The 15,139-nt window shown below is 68.8% G+C and carries 14 protein-coding genes and 2 tRNA genes; 11 read left to right on the top strand and 5 right to left on the bottom strand.

Annotated features, from left to right (window positions below):
• Window positions 1-402: 402 nt before the first annotated feature.
• The 5 genes from VH112_06400 to VH112_06380 form a co-directional block, all read right to left on the bottom strand.
• A tRNA-Gly gene (locus VH112_06400) sits at window positions 403-473 on the bottom strand.
• Between the two features lie 22 nt (window positions 474-495).
• A tRNA-Pro gene (locus VH112_06395) sits at window positions 496-567 on the bottom strand.
• A gap of 117 nt (window positions 568-684) precedes the next feature.
• Window positions 685-1,425 carry a DUF4118 domain-containing protein gene (locus VH112_06390; GenBank protein ID HEX4539859.1) on the bottom strand — a complete coding sequence of 247 codons (741 nt, stop codon included), beginning with the start codon at window positions 1,423-1,425 and terminating at the stop codon, window positions 685-687.
• A 92-nt stretch (window positions 1,426-1,517) separates the two neighbouring features.
• Window positions 1,518-3,911 (bottom strand): amino acid permease, encoded by a 2,394-nt coding sequence (locus tag VH112_06385; protein ID HEX4539858.1) that lies wholly within the window; start codon window positions 3,909-3,911, stop codon window positions 1,518-1,520.
• A 158-nt stretch (window positions 3,912-4,069) separates the two neighbouring features.
• Window positions 4,070-4,978 carry a PIG-L family deacetylase gene (locus VH112_06380; GenBank protein ID HEX4539857.1) on the bottom strand — a complete coding sequence of 303 codons (909 nt, stop codon included), beginning with the start codon at window positions 4,976-4,978 and terminating at the stop codon, window positions 4,070-4,072.
• Between the two features lie 168 nt (window positions 4,979-5,146).
• Here VH112_06380 and VH112_06375 point away from each other — a divergent pair, with 168 nt between their 5' ends.
• From VH112_06375 to VH112_06325, 11 genes are all read left to right on the top strand, one after another.
• Window positions 5,147-6,247, top strand: coding sequence for an FHA domain-containing protein (locus VH112_06375; protein ID HEX4539856.1), 1,101 nt, complete (start codon window positions 5,147-5,149; stop codon window positions 6,245-6,247).
• Window positions 6,248-6,298: 51 nt separating this feature from the next.
• Window positions 6,299-7,114, top strand: coding sequence for a serine/threonine-protein kinase (locus VH112_06370; GenBank protein HEX4539855.1), 816 nt, complete (start codon window positions 6,299-6,301; stop codon window positions 7,112-7,114).
• Between the two features lie 229 nt (window positions 7,115-7,343).
• The gene (locus tag VH112_06365) at window positions 7,344-8,615 is read left to right on the top strand and encodes an alpha/beta hydrolase (protein HEX4539854.1); all 1,272 of its coding nucleotides are present in this window, start codon (window positions 7,344-7,346) and stop codon (window positions 8,613-8,615) included.
• A gap of 129 nt (window positions 8,616-8,744) precedes the next feature.
• Window positions 8,745-9,152: a peroxiredoxin-like family protein gene (locus VH112_06360; GenBank protein ID HEX4539853.1), complete on the top strand. Its 408-nt coding sequence runs from the start codon at window positions 8,745-8,747 to the stop codon at window positions 9,150-9,152.
• 125 nt (window positions 9,153-9,277) lie between these two features.
• Entirely contained in the window at window positions 9,278-10,678 is a 1,401-nt protein-coding gene (gene tig, locus VH112_06355) for a trigger factor (GenBank protein HEX4539852.1), read from the top strand.
• Window positions 10,678-11,310, top strand: coding sequence for an ATP-dependent Clp protease proteolytic subunit (locus tag VH112_06350; GenBank protein ID HEX4539851.1), 633 nt, complete (start codon window positions 10,678-10,680; stop codon window positions 11,308-11,310). The genes tig and VH112_06350 overlap by 1 nt, the downstream gene beginning before the upstream one ends.
• A 12-nt stretch (window positions 11,311-11,322) precedes the next feature.
• Complete coding sequence (gene clpX / locus VH112_06345; GenBank protein HEX4539850.1) at window positions 11,323-12,597, top strand: ATP-dependent Clp protease ATP-binding subunit ClpX; 1,275 nt, start codon at window positions 11,323-11,325, stop codon at window positions 12,595-12,597.
• 25 nt (window positions 12,598-12,622) lie between these two features.
• Complete coding sequence (locus VH112_06340; protein HEX4539849.1) at window positions 12,623-13,054, top strand: hypothetical protein; 432 nt, start codon at window positions 12,623-12,625, stop codon at window positions 13,052-13,054.
• Entirely contained in the window at window positions 13,051-14,382 is a 1,332-nt protein-coding gene (locus VH112_06335; GenBank protein ID HEX4539848.1) for a folylpolyglutamate synthase/dihydrofolate synthase family protein, read from the top strand. The genes VH112_06340 and VH112_06335 overlap by 4 nt, the downstream gene beginning before the upstream one ends.
• Before the next feature lie 32 nt (window positions 14,383-14,414).
• Complete coding sequence (gene ndk, locus VH112_06330) at window positions 14,415-14,825, top strand: nucleoside-diphosphate kinase (GenBank protein ID HEX4539847.1); 411 nt, start codon at window positions 14,415-14,417, stop codon at window positions 14,823-14,825.
• 74 nt (window positions 14,826-14,899) lie between these two features.
• A partial coding sequence (locus VH112_06325; protein HEX4539846.1) for a rod shape-determining protein occupies window positions 14,900-15,139 on the top strand: 240 nt, incomplete at its 3' end.

The following is a 15,139-nucleotide window of genomic DNA, read 5'->3' as shown; positions in this document are numbered from 1 at the left end:
GAGAACGACCGAGCGACCAAGAACTTGCGGTTTCCGCTCCTCAGCGGGTCACGAGGATCGTTCCGGTCAGATGCCCGATCTTCCGGATATGACTCACGACCTCATGCTCTCCCCGGCCTCGGGGGGCTTTACACGATGTGGAGGTGCCCACCGCCCACGGTGGCGTCCGCTGGTAGTGGGGGCACGCCGGGCGCCCCTGAGAGCCCCGACAGCCCGCACACAGAGCGAGGAGTGCCCCTAACGCTCAGGACGGGCGAGGGCGATGAGTGCCCCAGTACATCGGCTGCAGGGCACGTTCTTGAACCGCCCGCGCCATGGACGCGCGATGACCGCGCGATGACAGGGATCCGGGCGCGGACGAATGGGCGGCCGAGACCGCCCCTGACCTGCGATCTAGAAGAGAGCGGGTGAGGGGAATCGAACCCCCGTCACCAGCTTGGAAGGCTGGGGCTCTGCCGTTGAGCTACACCCGCGGCGGGCACTGCACGCTACCGGTCGGGGAGGGGGGATTCGAACCCCCGACCTCCTGCCCCCAAAGCAGGTGCGCTACCACTGCGCCACTCCCCGGTCTACCTCTAGCTTCCGACCTGCGACTTCAACGCTTCAACCCTTGGGCGCCATGGCCTGGTGGTGATGGCCGCATCGCAGCCAAGAGTACGCGACCTGGCGAAGGTGGCTCGTTGGTCAGTTCAATGGGTGGGCCGGCGTGGGCCGGGAGCCACCATTGCCGAGGGTCGGTGGTAGTCCGGCGGCCATGACCGCAGCGATCTGATCGGCCAGGGCAACGGCTACCAGGCGCCGCTCGAGGGAGATGGGCACGCCCGGGGTAGGAACCAGCACGTAGCGGCCAAAAGTCGTGTGCCCCCATTGCACCACGAGCTCCACCTCTTTGCCTGGCAGGCCGATGTCATCGACATCCCACCGCACGTCGTGCAGCACGACGTCCGCGTTGCGCCCGATCCGGGCTGGGTGGCCTGTCGACAGGCCGTGATGGAACCGGCAGGCCCGCAACGAGAGCAGGTGCCTCAGCTCATAGGCCACGGCCAGGATCACCTGATCGAGGGGTCGGCCGTCCGCGACCAGATCGCCAATGGTGTGCATGCGGGCGATGTCCTCGCTGCCGGCTGCGGCAGCCGCCCGCTGCTTGCGAGACCAGACGGCCAGCTCCCCGACGGCGACGCCAAGGATGAGAAGTAGGGCGGTGGTGATGACGTCGTTCCGCTGGGTGATGGTGAACGAGTAGTACGGGCGCGTGTGAAGCACGTCGAAGAACACCGCGGCCGAGGCTGCGGCGAGGAAGGCTGCGAGCCGGTGGCCCCAAGCGGCCACCGCCACGACGACCACCGCGAGGACCAGGGCGACATTGACGCTGCCGATGTGGTCGCGGGCCGGGATCAGCGCCGCCGCCATCGCCGCGGGGGCCACGATCCCGACGCCGGCGGCTACAAGATCCCGCGTCCGCCCACTCATCCCGGCGTGTTCCGCCTGGGATCGATGTTGGCCATGTGGGTCCCCACTCAGGCCTCCTCGGCTTCTGGTACCTCCAGCAGCTCGTAGATGGGGTTCAGCATCGCCAAACGGCCACGATGGGCGCCGACCACGCCGTCGACAACCATCTTGGTCCCGTTCCGGATCCCAGCGACCTCACGGCGGCCCAGGAACACGATGGTGAGGACCTCGCCACTCGAGTCCACGAGGCTGCACTCGAGCGCGGGAGTCCCCGCCCATGGCTGAATGCGCACCGAGCGGACCCGTCCCGCGACCCGTGCGTGTTGGCGCCATTGCAGATCGCAGATGGCCACTGTCCCGGCCACCGTCGGCATCGCGCCTCGTTCCTCCTCGCCTGGCTTGCGGCGCGCTCCCCGGCGGCGAGGCGGCTGAGGCTTGTCCAGGACAGTCGAGGTGGTCCTGCTGTCGACGCTCGAATCCACGTTGAAGGGAACGATCGTGGCGTTCACGTGGGGGAGCTTGCTCACGATGTCGATGATGCGATCAGCGGTGCGATCGTGGAGGAGCCGACTCCACGCCTGTCTGTAGGTCCGGCGTGGGAACAACATGCTCACCTCGGTCTGCCCGTCGGCGAGGTCGGCGGCGAGCTCGAGGGCGGCTCGGCCGAGGCGGCGGTCGGGGGTATCGATGACGTCGAGAGGCAGCTGGGACAGCCCCAATCGGCTCCACCGGGTGATGAGCGCCTGAGCCTTGCGCTGGTCGACGGCGAAGTGCACAGCCCGCAAGTCGTCCGGGTTGAGAGCCCGGGCGTACTGGATCGCCCGGGCCGTGGCGAGATCCAGCCGATCGACCAAGACCACCACAGCGTGACGCCGTAGGATCGGAGCTTCGGCTGCCGCCGCGGCGGCGCCTTCCTCGAGCACTGCGTCCTCGGCCCGGTACTCCCTGTTGAGTCGAACGAGCCCGTAGACGAGGAGCGGCATCACCACCACTACCACCCAGGCACCCTTGGTGAACTCGGTGATGGCGAAGGCCATCACGACGATGAAGCACGTGACGGCAGCCGTGGCGTTGATCACCACGCTTCGGCGCCACTGGGCCTCCCGCAGCCGAAGGTGGTGCTTGACCATGCCGGCCCCGGCCAAGGTGAAGCCGGTGAACACGCCGATGGCGTACATGGGTATGAGCGAGGCGACCTTGGCCCGGGTGGCCACGAGCAACACGATGGCCGCGACCGTCAACACGATGATCCCGTTGGAGAAGACGAGACGATGCCCGCGCTCGGTGAGCTGCCGGGGCAGGAAGGAGTCCTCGGCCACGAAGCTGACCAGGAACGGAAATCCTGTGTAACTGGTGTTGGCAGCCAGGATCAGGATGAGGGCAGTGGCGGCCTGGAGGAGGAAGAAGAGCACCGACCCCCCGACGCCGGTTCCGTAAACCAGCTTGCCTATCTCGGAGATGACCGTGGGGGTCCCGCTGGCGAAGGGCACCGAGTGCGAGAGGGCGGCCAGGACCGAGACGCCCAGGAACATGGCGCCCAGGATGCTGCTCATGGCCACGAGCGTGGTGCGAGCATTCTTTGCCTGTGGCTCCCGGAAGATGCTGACTCCGTTGGATATGGCCTCGGTTCCGGTCATGGCCGAGGCCCCATTGGCGAAGGCGCGCAGGCCGATGAAGATGGAGGCCCCGAGGAGGAGGCCCGTGCCCGGATGACCGACGGGCACCGCTCCGGCGGCGTGGAGCTGGTGCTGGGGGAGGTTCCCGAAAGCGGCGCGGGCGAGGCCGATGGCGATGAAGACGGCCATGTTGAAGATGAAGAAGTAGGTGGGCACGGCGAAGACACGCCCCGCCTCCCGGATACCACGAAGGTTGCCGAAGGCGATGAGGACGACGAAGGCGACCGAGAGGGGGACGTCCAGGCCCTTCAGCGAGGGAACGGCCGAGATGATCGCATCGGTGCCCGCGGCCACCGACACGGCCACCGTGATGGTGTAGCTGATGAGCAGCGCGGCACCGGCTATCTGGGCCACATTGGGCCCGAAGTTGTCCCGGCTCACTACGTACGAGCCACCTGCCTTGGGGTAGGACTTCACCACCTCCCGGTAGCAGAGCGTCACCACCGCCAGCACGGCCAGGATCACGAGCGTTATGGGGGTGACCAGGGAGAAGGCGGCCACCCCGATGACCGGCACCAGCACCCGAAGGATCTGCTCGCTGGCATAGGCCGACGACGACATGACGTCCGAGGAGAGGACGGCCAGCGCGCTCGGTTTGCCCAGGCGCTGCCTGCTCAGGTCTTCGCTGACCAGGGGGGCGCCCAGTAGGAGGCGCTTGAGGCGGTACCTGAAGCTCTCGGGCAGTCCGGCAGCGATGGTCGTGTCCGTCCGCGCCGGAGCCCTGACCGGACCCCGGTACGAGGACGCGCTGTCCTCTTGCCTGGTCGGCCTCGTCGGAGTGGTCACTCGTGCTCCCTACGCCGCCCAGGGGACGAGAGTGAGCTCCCCGTCGCAGCCGAGACGGCTCCCTGTGTTGATTCTCTGTGACCGGTCCATAGCCCGAGAGCCATGTTACGGCTCGGCTACACGGGTGAGTAGCTCGGCTACATGGGTGAGTGGATGGCCTACGGCGTGACCCGGTCCCGGATGCCGGCGAAGAGATCGTCTTCGTGGTCGCTGGTGCCAACCAGGCTGCGGGCGAGGACGTACTCGTCGAGAGGGTGCACGGTACGGTCCGCATCGGGCTTCAACCCGAACCAGATCGGCGAGGTCGGGTCGCCGAGGACACCAGCGGCCGCGATCCCCCGGGGATACCGGAACTGTGTGGCGTGGGCCAGCAACGCACGCGGCCGCACGCTGGCGTGTTCGTAGATGTCGATGTGGGTCGTGATCTCTGCGTCCTTGTCCGGCCCATCCATCCAAGCGTCCCCGAAAGGGGACTCCAGGCCCAGCTCCACGAACCTGCCGTGTATGGCCATCATCTGGGCCCGCGACCACACCGTGTAGTACAGCTTCGAGGGCTGCCAGGGAGACCCGTGGTCGGGGTACGCGGCCGCGTCTCCCGCAGCGTCGAAGGCGGCGACGCTGATGTCGTGCACCCGCAGGTGATCGGGGTGGGGGTACCCGCTCTGGTCCTCGTGGTAGGTCACGACGACCTGGGGCCGCGTCCGCCGGATCTCGCCCACGAGGCGCCCGACCGTCTCCTCGAGCGGGGCTCGCACGAACGCTCGTGGGTGCTCGTTGCTCGGGCTGTCGGGCATTCCGGAATCTCGATAGCCGAGCAGCACCACCTCGTCGTAGCCGACGATCTCGGTCGACTTGCGAAGCTCCTCCATGCGGATCTCGGGCAACCGGTCACGCACGTCTGGGCGGTCCATGGCCGGGTTGAGGATGCTGCCCTCCTCGCCACCCGTGCAGCACACCAGGACGGTGTGGACACCCTCGGCGTGATAGCGGGCGACCGTCCCCGCTCCCTTGGATGCTTCGTCGTCAGGGTGCGCGTGAACGGTGAGAAGGCAGAGACGCTCACCCATGATCGGCGACGCTACCAGCCCGATTGGGCCGAAGTATGGCGCCGACCCCGCAGCTCGCCACGGTCGGTCCTCGGCTCGAGTCACCCCGTTCTCCTCAACCGGCGTTCCAGTTGCCGCGATACTCTCGGTTGTCGGCCGACGAAGCTCGGTCGGGGGGAGTCGGTGATGATGGCCAGCCTGGATGACTACGGCTGCCGGATAGGCCCAGGAGATGGCCTGGCCGCTCGTTTCGGCAGTGTCGCCGCCATGGTCCCGGTGTGGCAGCAGCGGCATCGTGCCGTGCTCGATCGGATACTCGACGTCGTCCAGCGTGGTGGGGAGCAGCGGGCCACGGGTCGCGTGCTGTGTCGCCAGCTGGCCGGTCTCCTGGCCAACGAGGATCCCGCCGGCGTGCCGACCTTTGTCGCCGTTGCCGCGGCGGAGGATGATTTCGCGGTGTTCGTGCACGGTCAGATCGACGTCGCCGTCAGGAAGCCGGGGGGTGAGGAGATCGTCTCAGGACGGCACGTCGCCACGTGGGTCGATCGGATCCTCGACGGGCCGATCGACTCCATCGCCGTAGCGTCAGAGGGCAAGGATCCGCGCCATCTCGACGGGCGCCTGGACCTTCGAGCCGGCGTCGTGTCGGCGGGCAGCCTCCTCCTTGCAAGCCGCGAGCGCGCACCCACCGAGCGAAGCGACGTGGTCGAGCCTGCGGCAGGGGTCCCCCCGGCGAAGACCACGCTGGATGGCGGACCCGATGGTCTCGATGAGGTTCGGGCGGGCACGCACCCGTCCGCGTCGCCAAGCGCGGCGTCGGCACCCGAGGAGGCGTCGGGCGCGTTCCGGACGATCGCCCTACGGGGCGTGGCGCTGGACGAACCGAGGGAGCCTCTTCCGATCGGCGGTGAACCGCCAGACGACCAGCCCGCGGTCGCTCCCCCGCTCGGTCTGCTCCTTTTCGACGATGGCACCACCTTCAGCCTCGACAGCGAGGTCGTCGTCGGTCGGGAGCCCGACAGCGACGCTCGGGTCGCCACCGGAGAGGCCCAGCCGCTCGTCATCACCGACACCGAGCGATCCGTGTCACGTCTGCACCTCCGGATCGCCGTCCATGGGGGTACGGTCGAGCTCGTCGACCTCAGGTCGGCGAACGGTACGGCGGTCCGCCGGCCCCGCCAGTCCGCCTGGCACCCGTTGACCCCAGGCGTCGCCACGACGATCGTTCCCGATACCGAGGTTCGGCTGGGCAACCGGACGTTCATGTTCACGGCTCAATCTCGCGGATGAGAGGCACGAGAGGACAGAGAGGAGGTGACCGGTTGACCGATGGATCGCCAGATGCAGCAGGCTGAGATGACCGAGATCGCCGACTACAAGTTCGTCCGCTGGCTGGGCGAGGGGAACCATGGCAACTTCTACCTGGCCGAGACCCCAGCCCGGCTCCAGCTCGACGTGGAGCTGGTGGTGGTAAAGGTCCTCGACGGGGCCACCTCGAACGACGGCTTCCGGCGTGCCACCCGCGAGCTTCGCGTCTTCGCCTCTATAGAGTCCCCCTATCTGGTCACGCTCTTCGATGCGGGTCAGGACGGGAACAGCTTCTTCTACGCCATGGAGTACTTTCCGATGGGATCCCTTGCTTCGCCGTCGAGGCCCATCGAACGGCCAGGGGTGCTCCAGGCGGTGATCGATGCGGCGCGCGCCGCCCACGCACTTCACGAATCCGGTGTGGCCCACCGTGACATCAAGCCCGACAACATCGAGCTGCACGAGGGCGGCGCGAAGCTCTCCGACCTCGGCATGGCCCAGCTGCTCACTCCGGGACTGACCGTGACCGGCATGGGTCCCATCGGATCCGTGGAGTACATCGACCCGCTCTTGATCCGTGGAGGCCGCGCGTCACGTGCGACGGACATCTGGTCGCTCGGAGTGGTCACGCACCGCGCTATCACCGGTCGCGGTGTGTACGGGGAGCTCCCGAGCGACGATCCTCTGCTGGCGCTCCGTCGGGTCCTCAGCGCCAGGCCTGCGCTCGATCCTTCGTTGTCTGCTCCGGAGGCCGAGCTGGTGAGCGCGTGCCTCGCCCCCGACCCCGGTGATCGGCCGCCCACGGCGGAGGACGTGGCCAAGCGGCTGGAAGAACTGGACCCCGGTTAGGAGTCGCCCCGGTCCCTGTCGGTGCGCCGGCAACAGATGGCTCTGACCCGCCCCGCAGCCGGCGGAACCGGAGGTGGGCGATCGTCGCGGCCGGGGTGGCCGCGGTAGCGGCGGCCACCGTGGTCGGGCTGGTCCTGCGTCGCCTCACGCCCCCGGGTGGACAGGGGCGAAGAGGTCAGCCGGCGGCGGCGACTTTCCCGAAGGGGTGACGCTGCGCCACGATGGATCGATGTCGTGGGCGTTCCTTGCCGTCACACTCATCGGGGCGGGCTTCACGGCCAACGCCTTCCGGCCCGTGAGGATCGAGCCGTTCACCGTGCCGAGCTTCTTCGCCGGCTGGCTGACGTCCGAGCTTCCGCTGCACCACCTGGCCTGGCAGGTGGTGGCGACGGTCGTGTTCGGCGTCTTCGGCGCATTCCGCGATTGGCCGGGCTGGGTGGGCCTCGGAGTGGCGGTGGCGTCGTGGTCCGGGCTGGTCATCCTTGCCCTGCAGGCCGGCCGGGCGGGTCGCGTCGTCGAGGGCGCTCTCGACGAGGGTCTGGGCGAGGGATGGTCGGCGCGCAAGGATCCCGCGCTGGCCACCACCGACAACCCCGAGCGAGCGCGCCTTGCCCTGCTGATCCCCGCCCCGCGGCCGGGCAGGGCCGTGGAGCGAACGAGAGACATCGACTACTGCGGCGACGGCGCCCGACGGCACCTCCTCGACATCTACCGTCCCCGGCGCTCGGTCACCGGCGCGCCGGTGTTCCTCTATCTCCACGGCGGGGCGTGGATCTTCGGCGACAAGCGGGAGCAGGGCCTGCCGCTCATGGACTACCTCGCCAGCCGCGGCTGGGTGTGTGTGACCGCCAACTACGGCCTCAGCCCGCGGGTCGCATTTCCCGAGCACCTGATCGACTGCAAGCGGGCGCTCAGCTGGGTTCGGGGGCACATCGCTGAGTTCGGGGGAGATCCCGATTTCGTCGCCGTCGGCGGCGGGTCGGCCGGGGGTCACCTCGCCGCGCTGGTCGCCCTCACACCGGGGGATCCGGAGTACCAACCGGGCTTCCAGGCTGCTGACACGTCCGTGGCCGCCTGCGTGCCCTTCTACGGTGTGTACGACTTCACGAATCGGGACGGGCTTCGGGGCCGGGGGCTGGGCCGGTTGCTCGAGAGGACGGTCATGAAGGAGAGCCTGGCGGGGTCCAGGACGGCATACGAGCGAGCGTCGCCGATCTACCGGATCAACGCTGGTGCGCCTCCTTTCTTCGTGGTCCACGGGGCCAACGACACGCTCGTTCCAGTGCGTGAGGCCCGCGGCTTCGCCGAGGCACTGCGGCGGTCGTCGGCCGCTCCGGTGGCATATGCCGAGCTACCCGGGGCCCAGCACGCCTTCGAGATCTTTCCCTCCATCCGCACGGCTCAGGTGGTGTCCCGCGTCGCCGACTTCCTCGCTGTCGTCCACGCGGGGCGCCGCGCCCGCTCGCCTCGCGCGGGGGCACCGCTGGACCCGACCCGGTAACGTTCGAGCGTGGACATGCCGCGCCTCGAGGCAGTGCAGCTGCGCGACCCGGACGGCGCCGTGCACCGGCTGGGCGACCTCTGGGAGGCCCGACCCGTGGTGCTGGTGTTCCTGCGCCATTTCGGCTGACTGCATTGCCGACATCACGCCGCGCAGTTGCGCGACGAGTACCAAGCCATCACCGCTCGGGGAGCGGAGATCGTCGCCGTCGGTACTGGCGACGCCAGCTACGCCCGGTCCTTCGTCGTCGACACCGGTGTCCCGTTCCCGGTGCTGGTTGACGACTCCGGCGCCGCCGCCGCGGCGGTCAGCGTCCGTCGGTCGGGCCCGCTGGCCCTGGTCGGGCCCGGGGCGTGGGCCAAGGGCCGTCAGGTATGGCGCGCCGGCCACCACGTGCACCGGCCCGGCAAGCGCGTCACCCAGTTGGGCGCCACGCTGGTGATCGGACCCGGTCCACGGCTGCGCTACGAGCACCTCGACGCCGAGCCGTGGGACCACGCCCCCCTGGGAGAGGTGCTCGGCGCCTTACGCGTCTAGACACCCCACCGGCCGGAGCGGGCAGCCGACCCTCCAGCCGAGCTACCGAGGCGGGACGGGCCGCCCCGGGACCGCGGGTCGTCGTCCGGGGGCTCGGGGTCGGCCCGGTAGACTCAGGCTTCTCTATGCGAGCTACGGCGCAGTCCCTCGAGGACAACAAGGTCAAGCTGTCGGTCGAGGTGGACGAAGCGGAGTTCGAGGGGGCGCTGAACGACGCCTTCCGCAAGATGGCTCGCGAGGTCAGGGTGCCGGGGTTCCGTCCGGGGAAGGTGCCGCGCCGGCTGCTCGAGGCTCGGCTGGGCACCGGGGTACTGCGCCAGGAGGCCTTTCGGGAGTCGCTGCCCGACTTCTACGCCCAGGCGTTGGAGGATGCCGAGGTGGACGCCATCGCCGCTCCCGAGATCGAGATCACGGCGGGACAGGAGTCGGGTCCGGTGGTCTTCGACGCCGTCGTGCCGGTGCGTCCGGTCGTGACCGTCCCCGGCTATCAGGGGCTGCGGGTCACGGTGGCGCCGTTCGCCGTCACCGACGAGGACGTCGACAACCAGGTGGATCGCCTCCGCGACCAGTTCGGGGAGCTGACCGCCGTGTCCCGGCCCGCCCGCGACGGTGACCACCTGACGATCGACATCAAGGGCTATCGCCACGACCAGACCATCGAGCCCCTCACTACCGACGACTTCCTCTACGAGGTCGGCAGCGGCTCGATCGTCCCCGAGCTGGACGAGCAGCTCCGGGGAGCCAAGGCGGGCGACATCTTCCGTTTCAACGCCACCGTGGACGGGGGGGATGTCAGCTTCCAGGTCCTGGTGAAGGAGGTCAAGGAGAAGGTCCTGCCCGAGATCACCGACGAGTGGGCCTCCGATGCCTCGGAGTTCGAGACCGTCGAGGAGCTGCGCGACGACACCCGGAACAGGCTGTCCGAGCTCAAACGGATGCAGGCCCAGATGGGACTCCGGGAGCAGGCGGTCCAAGCCCTGTCCGAGCTGGTCGACGAGGATATGCCCGAGGTCCTCATCGAGCAGGAGATGGAGCGGCGACTGCACGACCTCTCCCACCGGCTGGAGGCCCAGGGGGCCGGTCTGGCCCAGTACCTGGAGGCCACCGGCATGGACCAGGAGCAGCTGGTCGGCGAGCTCCGGCAGGCGTCGGAGCAGGCCGTGCGTGCTGACCTGGCCCTCCGAGCCCTCGCCGACGCCGAGTCGGTCGAGGTGGACGAGGCCGACGTCGACCGTGAGATCGCCAACCTCTCGGAGCGACTGGGCCAGCGACCGGACCAGGTACGCCGCCAGCTCGAGCAGGCGGAGCGCATCCCCGAGCTACGCTCTGATATCCGGAAGGGAAAGGCCTTCAACTGGCTGGTCGACCACGTCGAGCTGGTCGATGAGGAGGGCAAGTCGGTCGACCGCGCCGTTCTCTTCCCGTCACCGTCCGAACCATCTCCGGACGACACCCCCGAGGCCGCCGGTGTCGCCGGCGGTGAGGGCGACTCCGGCAAGCCGAGTAGCGTGGAGATCTCAGAATGATGCAGCCCGCCTACGACTACCTCGTCCCGACCGTCATCGAGTCGTCCAACCGCGGCGAGCGGGCGTACGACCTCTACTCCCGGCTCCTGCGGGAGCGGATCATCATCCTGGGCACGCCGATCGACGACACAGTGGCCAACCTGGTCTGCGCCCAGCTGCTGTTCCTCGAGTACGAGGACCCCGACAAGGACATCAACCTGTACATCAACTCGCCGGGGGGCGATATCACCGCCCTGTTCGCGATCTACGACACCATGAAGTTCGTGAAGCCGGCCAAGTCGACGTTCTGCTATGGCCAGGCCGCCTCGGCGGCGGCGGTCCTCCTGGCCGCGGGCACGAAGGGAAAGCGCTTCGCTCTCCCGCACGCCCGGATCCTGATCCATCAGCCCTATGGGGGGGCGGCCGGGCAGGCGACGGACATCGAGCTGCAGGCCAAGGAGATCCTGCGCATGAGAGATCTCCTGAACCAGATGCTGGCCCAGGACACGGGCCAGCCCATCGAGAAGATCCAGAAGGACACCGACCGCGACTTCATCATGAGTGCGGATGATTCGCGGGAGTACGGCATCATCGACGAGGTGATCACGACTCGAGAGCTGGCAGGTGTCCCGCAAGCCGCAGGCGTGGCGTAGCGAGGGGGGATCGTGGCGAAGTTCGGAGACGGCGGAGATCTGGTGAAGTGCAGCTTCTGCGGGAAGTCGCAGAAGCAGGTGAAGAAGCTGATCGCCGGACCCGGTGTGTACATCTGCGACGAGTGCATCGACCTGTGCAACGACATCATCGAGGAGGAGCTGGCCGAGTCCTCCGAGATGCGATTCGACGAGCTGCCGAAGCCTCGTGAGATCTTCGACTTCCTGAACGACTACGTGATCGGTCAGGACTACGCCAAGAAGATCCTCTCGGTCGCCGTCTACAACCACTACAAGCGTGTCCAGGCCGGCGCCTACCACGACGCCGACGTGGAGCTGGCCAAGTCCAACATCCTGCTGCTCGGGCCGACCGGCTGCGGCAAGACGCTGCTCGCCCAGACCCTGGCCCGCATGCTCAACGTCCCCTTCGCCATCGCCGACGCCACGGCCCTCACCGAGGCCGGCTACGTCGGTGAGGACGTCGAGAACATCCTGCTCAAGCTCATCCAGGCCGCCGACTACGACGTCAAGAAGGCCGAGACCGGCATCATCTACATCGACGAGATCGACAAGATCGCCCGCAAGAGCGAGAACCCGTCGATCACCCGGGACGTCTCCGGAGAGGGGGTGCAGCAGGCCCTCCTCAAGATCCTGGAGGGCACCACGGCGTCGGTTCCTCCCCAGGGCGGGCGCAAGCATCCCCATCAGGAGTTCATCCAGATCGACACCACCAACATCCTGTTCATCAACGGTGGGGCGTTCGCCGGGGTGGAGAAGATCATCGAGGCCCGTATCGGCCGCAAGGGAATCGGGTTCCGGGCCGAGGTGAACCGCAGTGGTGAGAAGGACGACGGTGAGCTCCTCCGTCACGTGCTGCCCCAGGACCTGCTCAAGTTCGGGCTCATCCCCGAGTTCGTCGGACGGCTCCCTGTGATCGGGGCCGTCTCGAGCTTGGACAAGACGGCGCTGGTGCGGATCCTGGTGGAGCCCAAGAACGCCCTCGTCAAGCAGTACCGCCGGGTCTTCGACCTCGACCAGGTGGAGCTGGAGCTGGGCGAGGACGCCCTGGAGGCGGTCGCCGAGCAGGCCCTGCTCAGAGGCACCGGCGCCCGGGGCCTGCGGGCCATCCTCGAGGAGGTGCTGCTCGAGGTCATGTACGACCTGCCCAGCCGCACGGACATCGGCAAGTGCGTCATCGACCGGTCGGTGGTGCTCGACCGGGTGAACCCCACCCTCGTGCCTCGCAGCGACCGCGACAAGGTCGACCGGCCCCGCCGGGCCGCCTCCTGAGGCCGGGGCAACTGGACGCAGCGGTATGACCAGCACGGTCTGGAAGGGTGCTGTCATCGGCGGCACGACCGGCGTCGTCGTGAGCGTCGTCTGGTCCTACCGGCGCGACGACACGGTGGATATGGCGGTCGGACGAGCGGCCCGGATGGGAGGAGTGCTGGCCGGGACGGGAGCGGTGCTCGGCTTGGCGATCGACCGCCGTCAGCGGCGGCGGGCCCGGACCGCTCGCCGGGTCGCGGGGTTGACGGTCCCCGCAGCCCCGGCACTCGAGCAGGCTCTGGAGACGCTGACCCAGGCAGCAGAGGCGGCACGGCCCCGCGTCGAGCACGCGGTGGAGGCGGCACGGCCCCGCGTCGGACAGGCGGTGGAGGCGGCACGGCCCCGCGTGGTGCACGCCGTAGAGCGGGCTTCCAAGGCACGGCGGTTCCGTGCCCGTCGGGTGGTCGGATCCGGGTGATCGGGCGAGCCGGGGTCAGCGCTCGGCTCGAAGAGGCCCTCGGATGGCTCGACGGCCACGTCAATCTCGAAGCCATCGAGAGCGGCCGCGCCGACGCCACACCCACGCTCGAGCGCATGAGACGCCTCACCGAGGTCATGGGCGACCCGCAGCGGGCCTATCCCGTCGTTCACCTGACAGGCACCAACGGCAAAGGCTCGACGGCCAGAATGCTGACGTCGTTGCTCGGTGCCCGGGGCTTGCGCGTCGGGACCTACACCAGTCCCCACCTCGAGCGGATCAACGAGCGCCTGACGGCCGACGGTGAGCCGATCGCCGACGACGAGCTGGCCGAGGTCCTCGGCGCCGTGGCCGCGTTGGAGCCGCTACTCGAGCGGCCGCCGACGTGGTTCGAGATCGTGACCGCCGCCGCCTTCAGGTGGTTCGCCGATATCGCTGTCGACGTGGCCGTGGTCGAAGTCGGCCTCGGTGGCACCTGGGACGCGACGAACGTCGCCGACGGACAGGTGGCTGTCGTGACCAACGTGAGCCTCGACCACGTCGGCATCCTCGGTCCCACCCTGGGCGACATCGCCGCCGAGAAGGCGGGAATCGTCAAGCCCGACAGCTTGCTCGTCCTGGGAGAGACGGACCCGGCCCTGGCTGCGGTGTTCACGCGCGCCGCCGCCGGCGAGGTCTGGCAGCGGGGATCGGACTTCGCCTGCGAGTCCAACCGATTGGCCCACGGCGGCCGGCTGCTCGACCTGCGCACGCTCGGCGGCCGCTACCCGGACGTCTTCCTTCCCCTGCACGGCGCCCACCAGGGCGACAACGCCGCCGCGGCGCTGGCGGCGGCGGAGGCCTTCTTCGACGGTCCGCTTCCCGACGAGCTGGTTCGCGCCGCTCTGAGTGGCGTTCGCAACCCCGGTCGGATGGAGGTCGTGGGACGGCGCCCGCTCTGCCTCCTCGACGGGGCCCACAATCCCGCGGGCGCCAGGGCGGCCGGGGCCACGCTGGCCGAGGAGTTCGCCGGAGTCGACCGCCGGGTGGTCGTCCTCGGCCTCCTGGGGGGACGGGACCCGGTCGAGATGCTCGAGGCGCTCGACCCTTCCCACATCGTGCTGGTCGTCGCCTGCCCGCCGCCGTCGCCTCGGGCCCAACCCGCGGCCGAGGTGGCCTCGGCCGCCGCCCAGATGGGCCTGGAGGTCGAGGTCGCCTCCTCGGTCGCCGACGGGGTGGAGCTGGCACTGGCTCGGGCGACCCCCGAGGAGATGCTCCTGGTCACCGGGTCGCTGTACACGGTGGGTGCGGCCAGGAGCGTCCTCCTCCCAGGCGGTAGCGGCAGTTGAGGTCGGGCCGCCGCCGCTAGCCTCGCCTCCCGATGGACCGCACCCTCGTCATCTGCAAGCCCGATGCTGTCGAGCGAGGCCTCGTCGGCGAGATCGTGGGCCGGCTCGAGGACAAGGGGTTACGGATCGTCGCCGCCGAGCTGCGGACGATCGACGCCGAGCTGGCATCCCGCCACTACGCGGAGCACCGGGAGAAGCCCTTCTACGGCGAGCTCGTCGCCTTCATCGGTCGCTCACCGTCGCTCGTCATGGTGGTGGAGGGACCGGGCGAGGTCTGGCGGGTCGTCAGGACGCTGATGGGGGCGACGAACCCGGCGGAGGCAGCTCCAGGGACGATCAGAGGAGATCTGGCGGTGCGCGTGACCGAGAACCTCGTTCACGGCTCTGACTCCGCCGAGTCCGCGAAGCGCGAGATGGAGGTCTTCTTCCCCCACCTGGGCTAGGTGCCTTGTTCCGACCCCGATAGTCACCTACCCTGTGAGCCGACCTCCACTAGACCGAGGGGGCCGTCTCTCCAATGGCTGAAAACTTCTTCTCTTCGTGGTTCGGGCGCGACATGGCCGTCGATCTGGGTACGGCCAACACGCTCGTGTACGTCCGTAACCGGGGCATCACGCTGAACGAGCCGTCGGTCGTCGCCATCAACGTCAAGGACGGCCGGCCCCTCGCCGTCGGCTCCGAGGCGAAGCGCATGATTGGACGTACCCCGAGTCACATCCAGGCCATCCGGCCTCTGAAGGACGGGGTCATCGCGGAC

The organism is Acidimicrobiales bacterium, from assembly GCA_036270875.1.
In the GTDB taxonomy this organism is placed as follows: Bacteria; Actinomycetota; Acidimicrobiia; order Acidimicrobiales; family AC-9; genus AC-9.
Note: the sequence above shows the minus strand (reverse complement) of the source record. Positions and strands in the feature narration are given on the sequence as shown.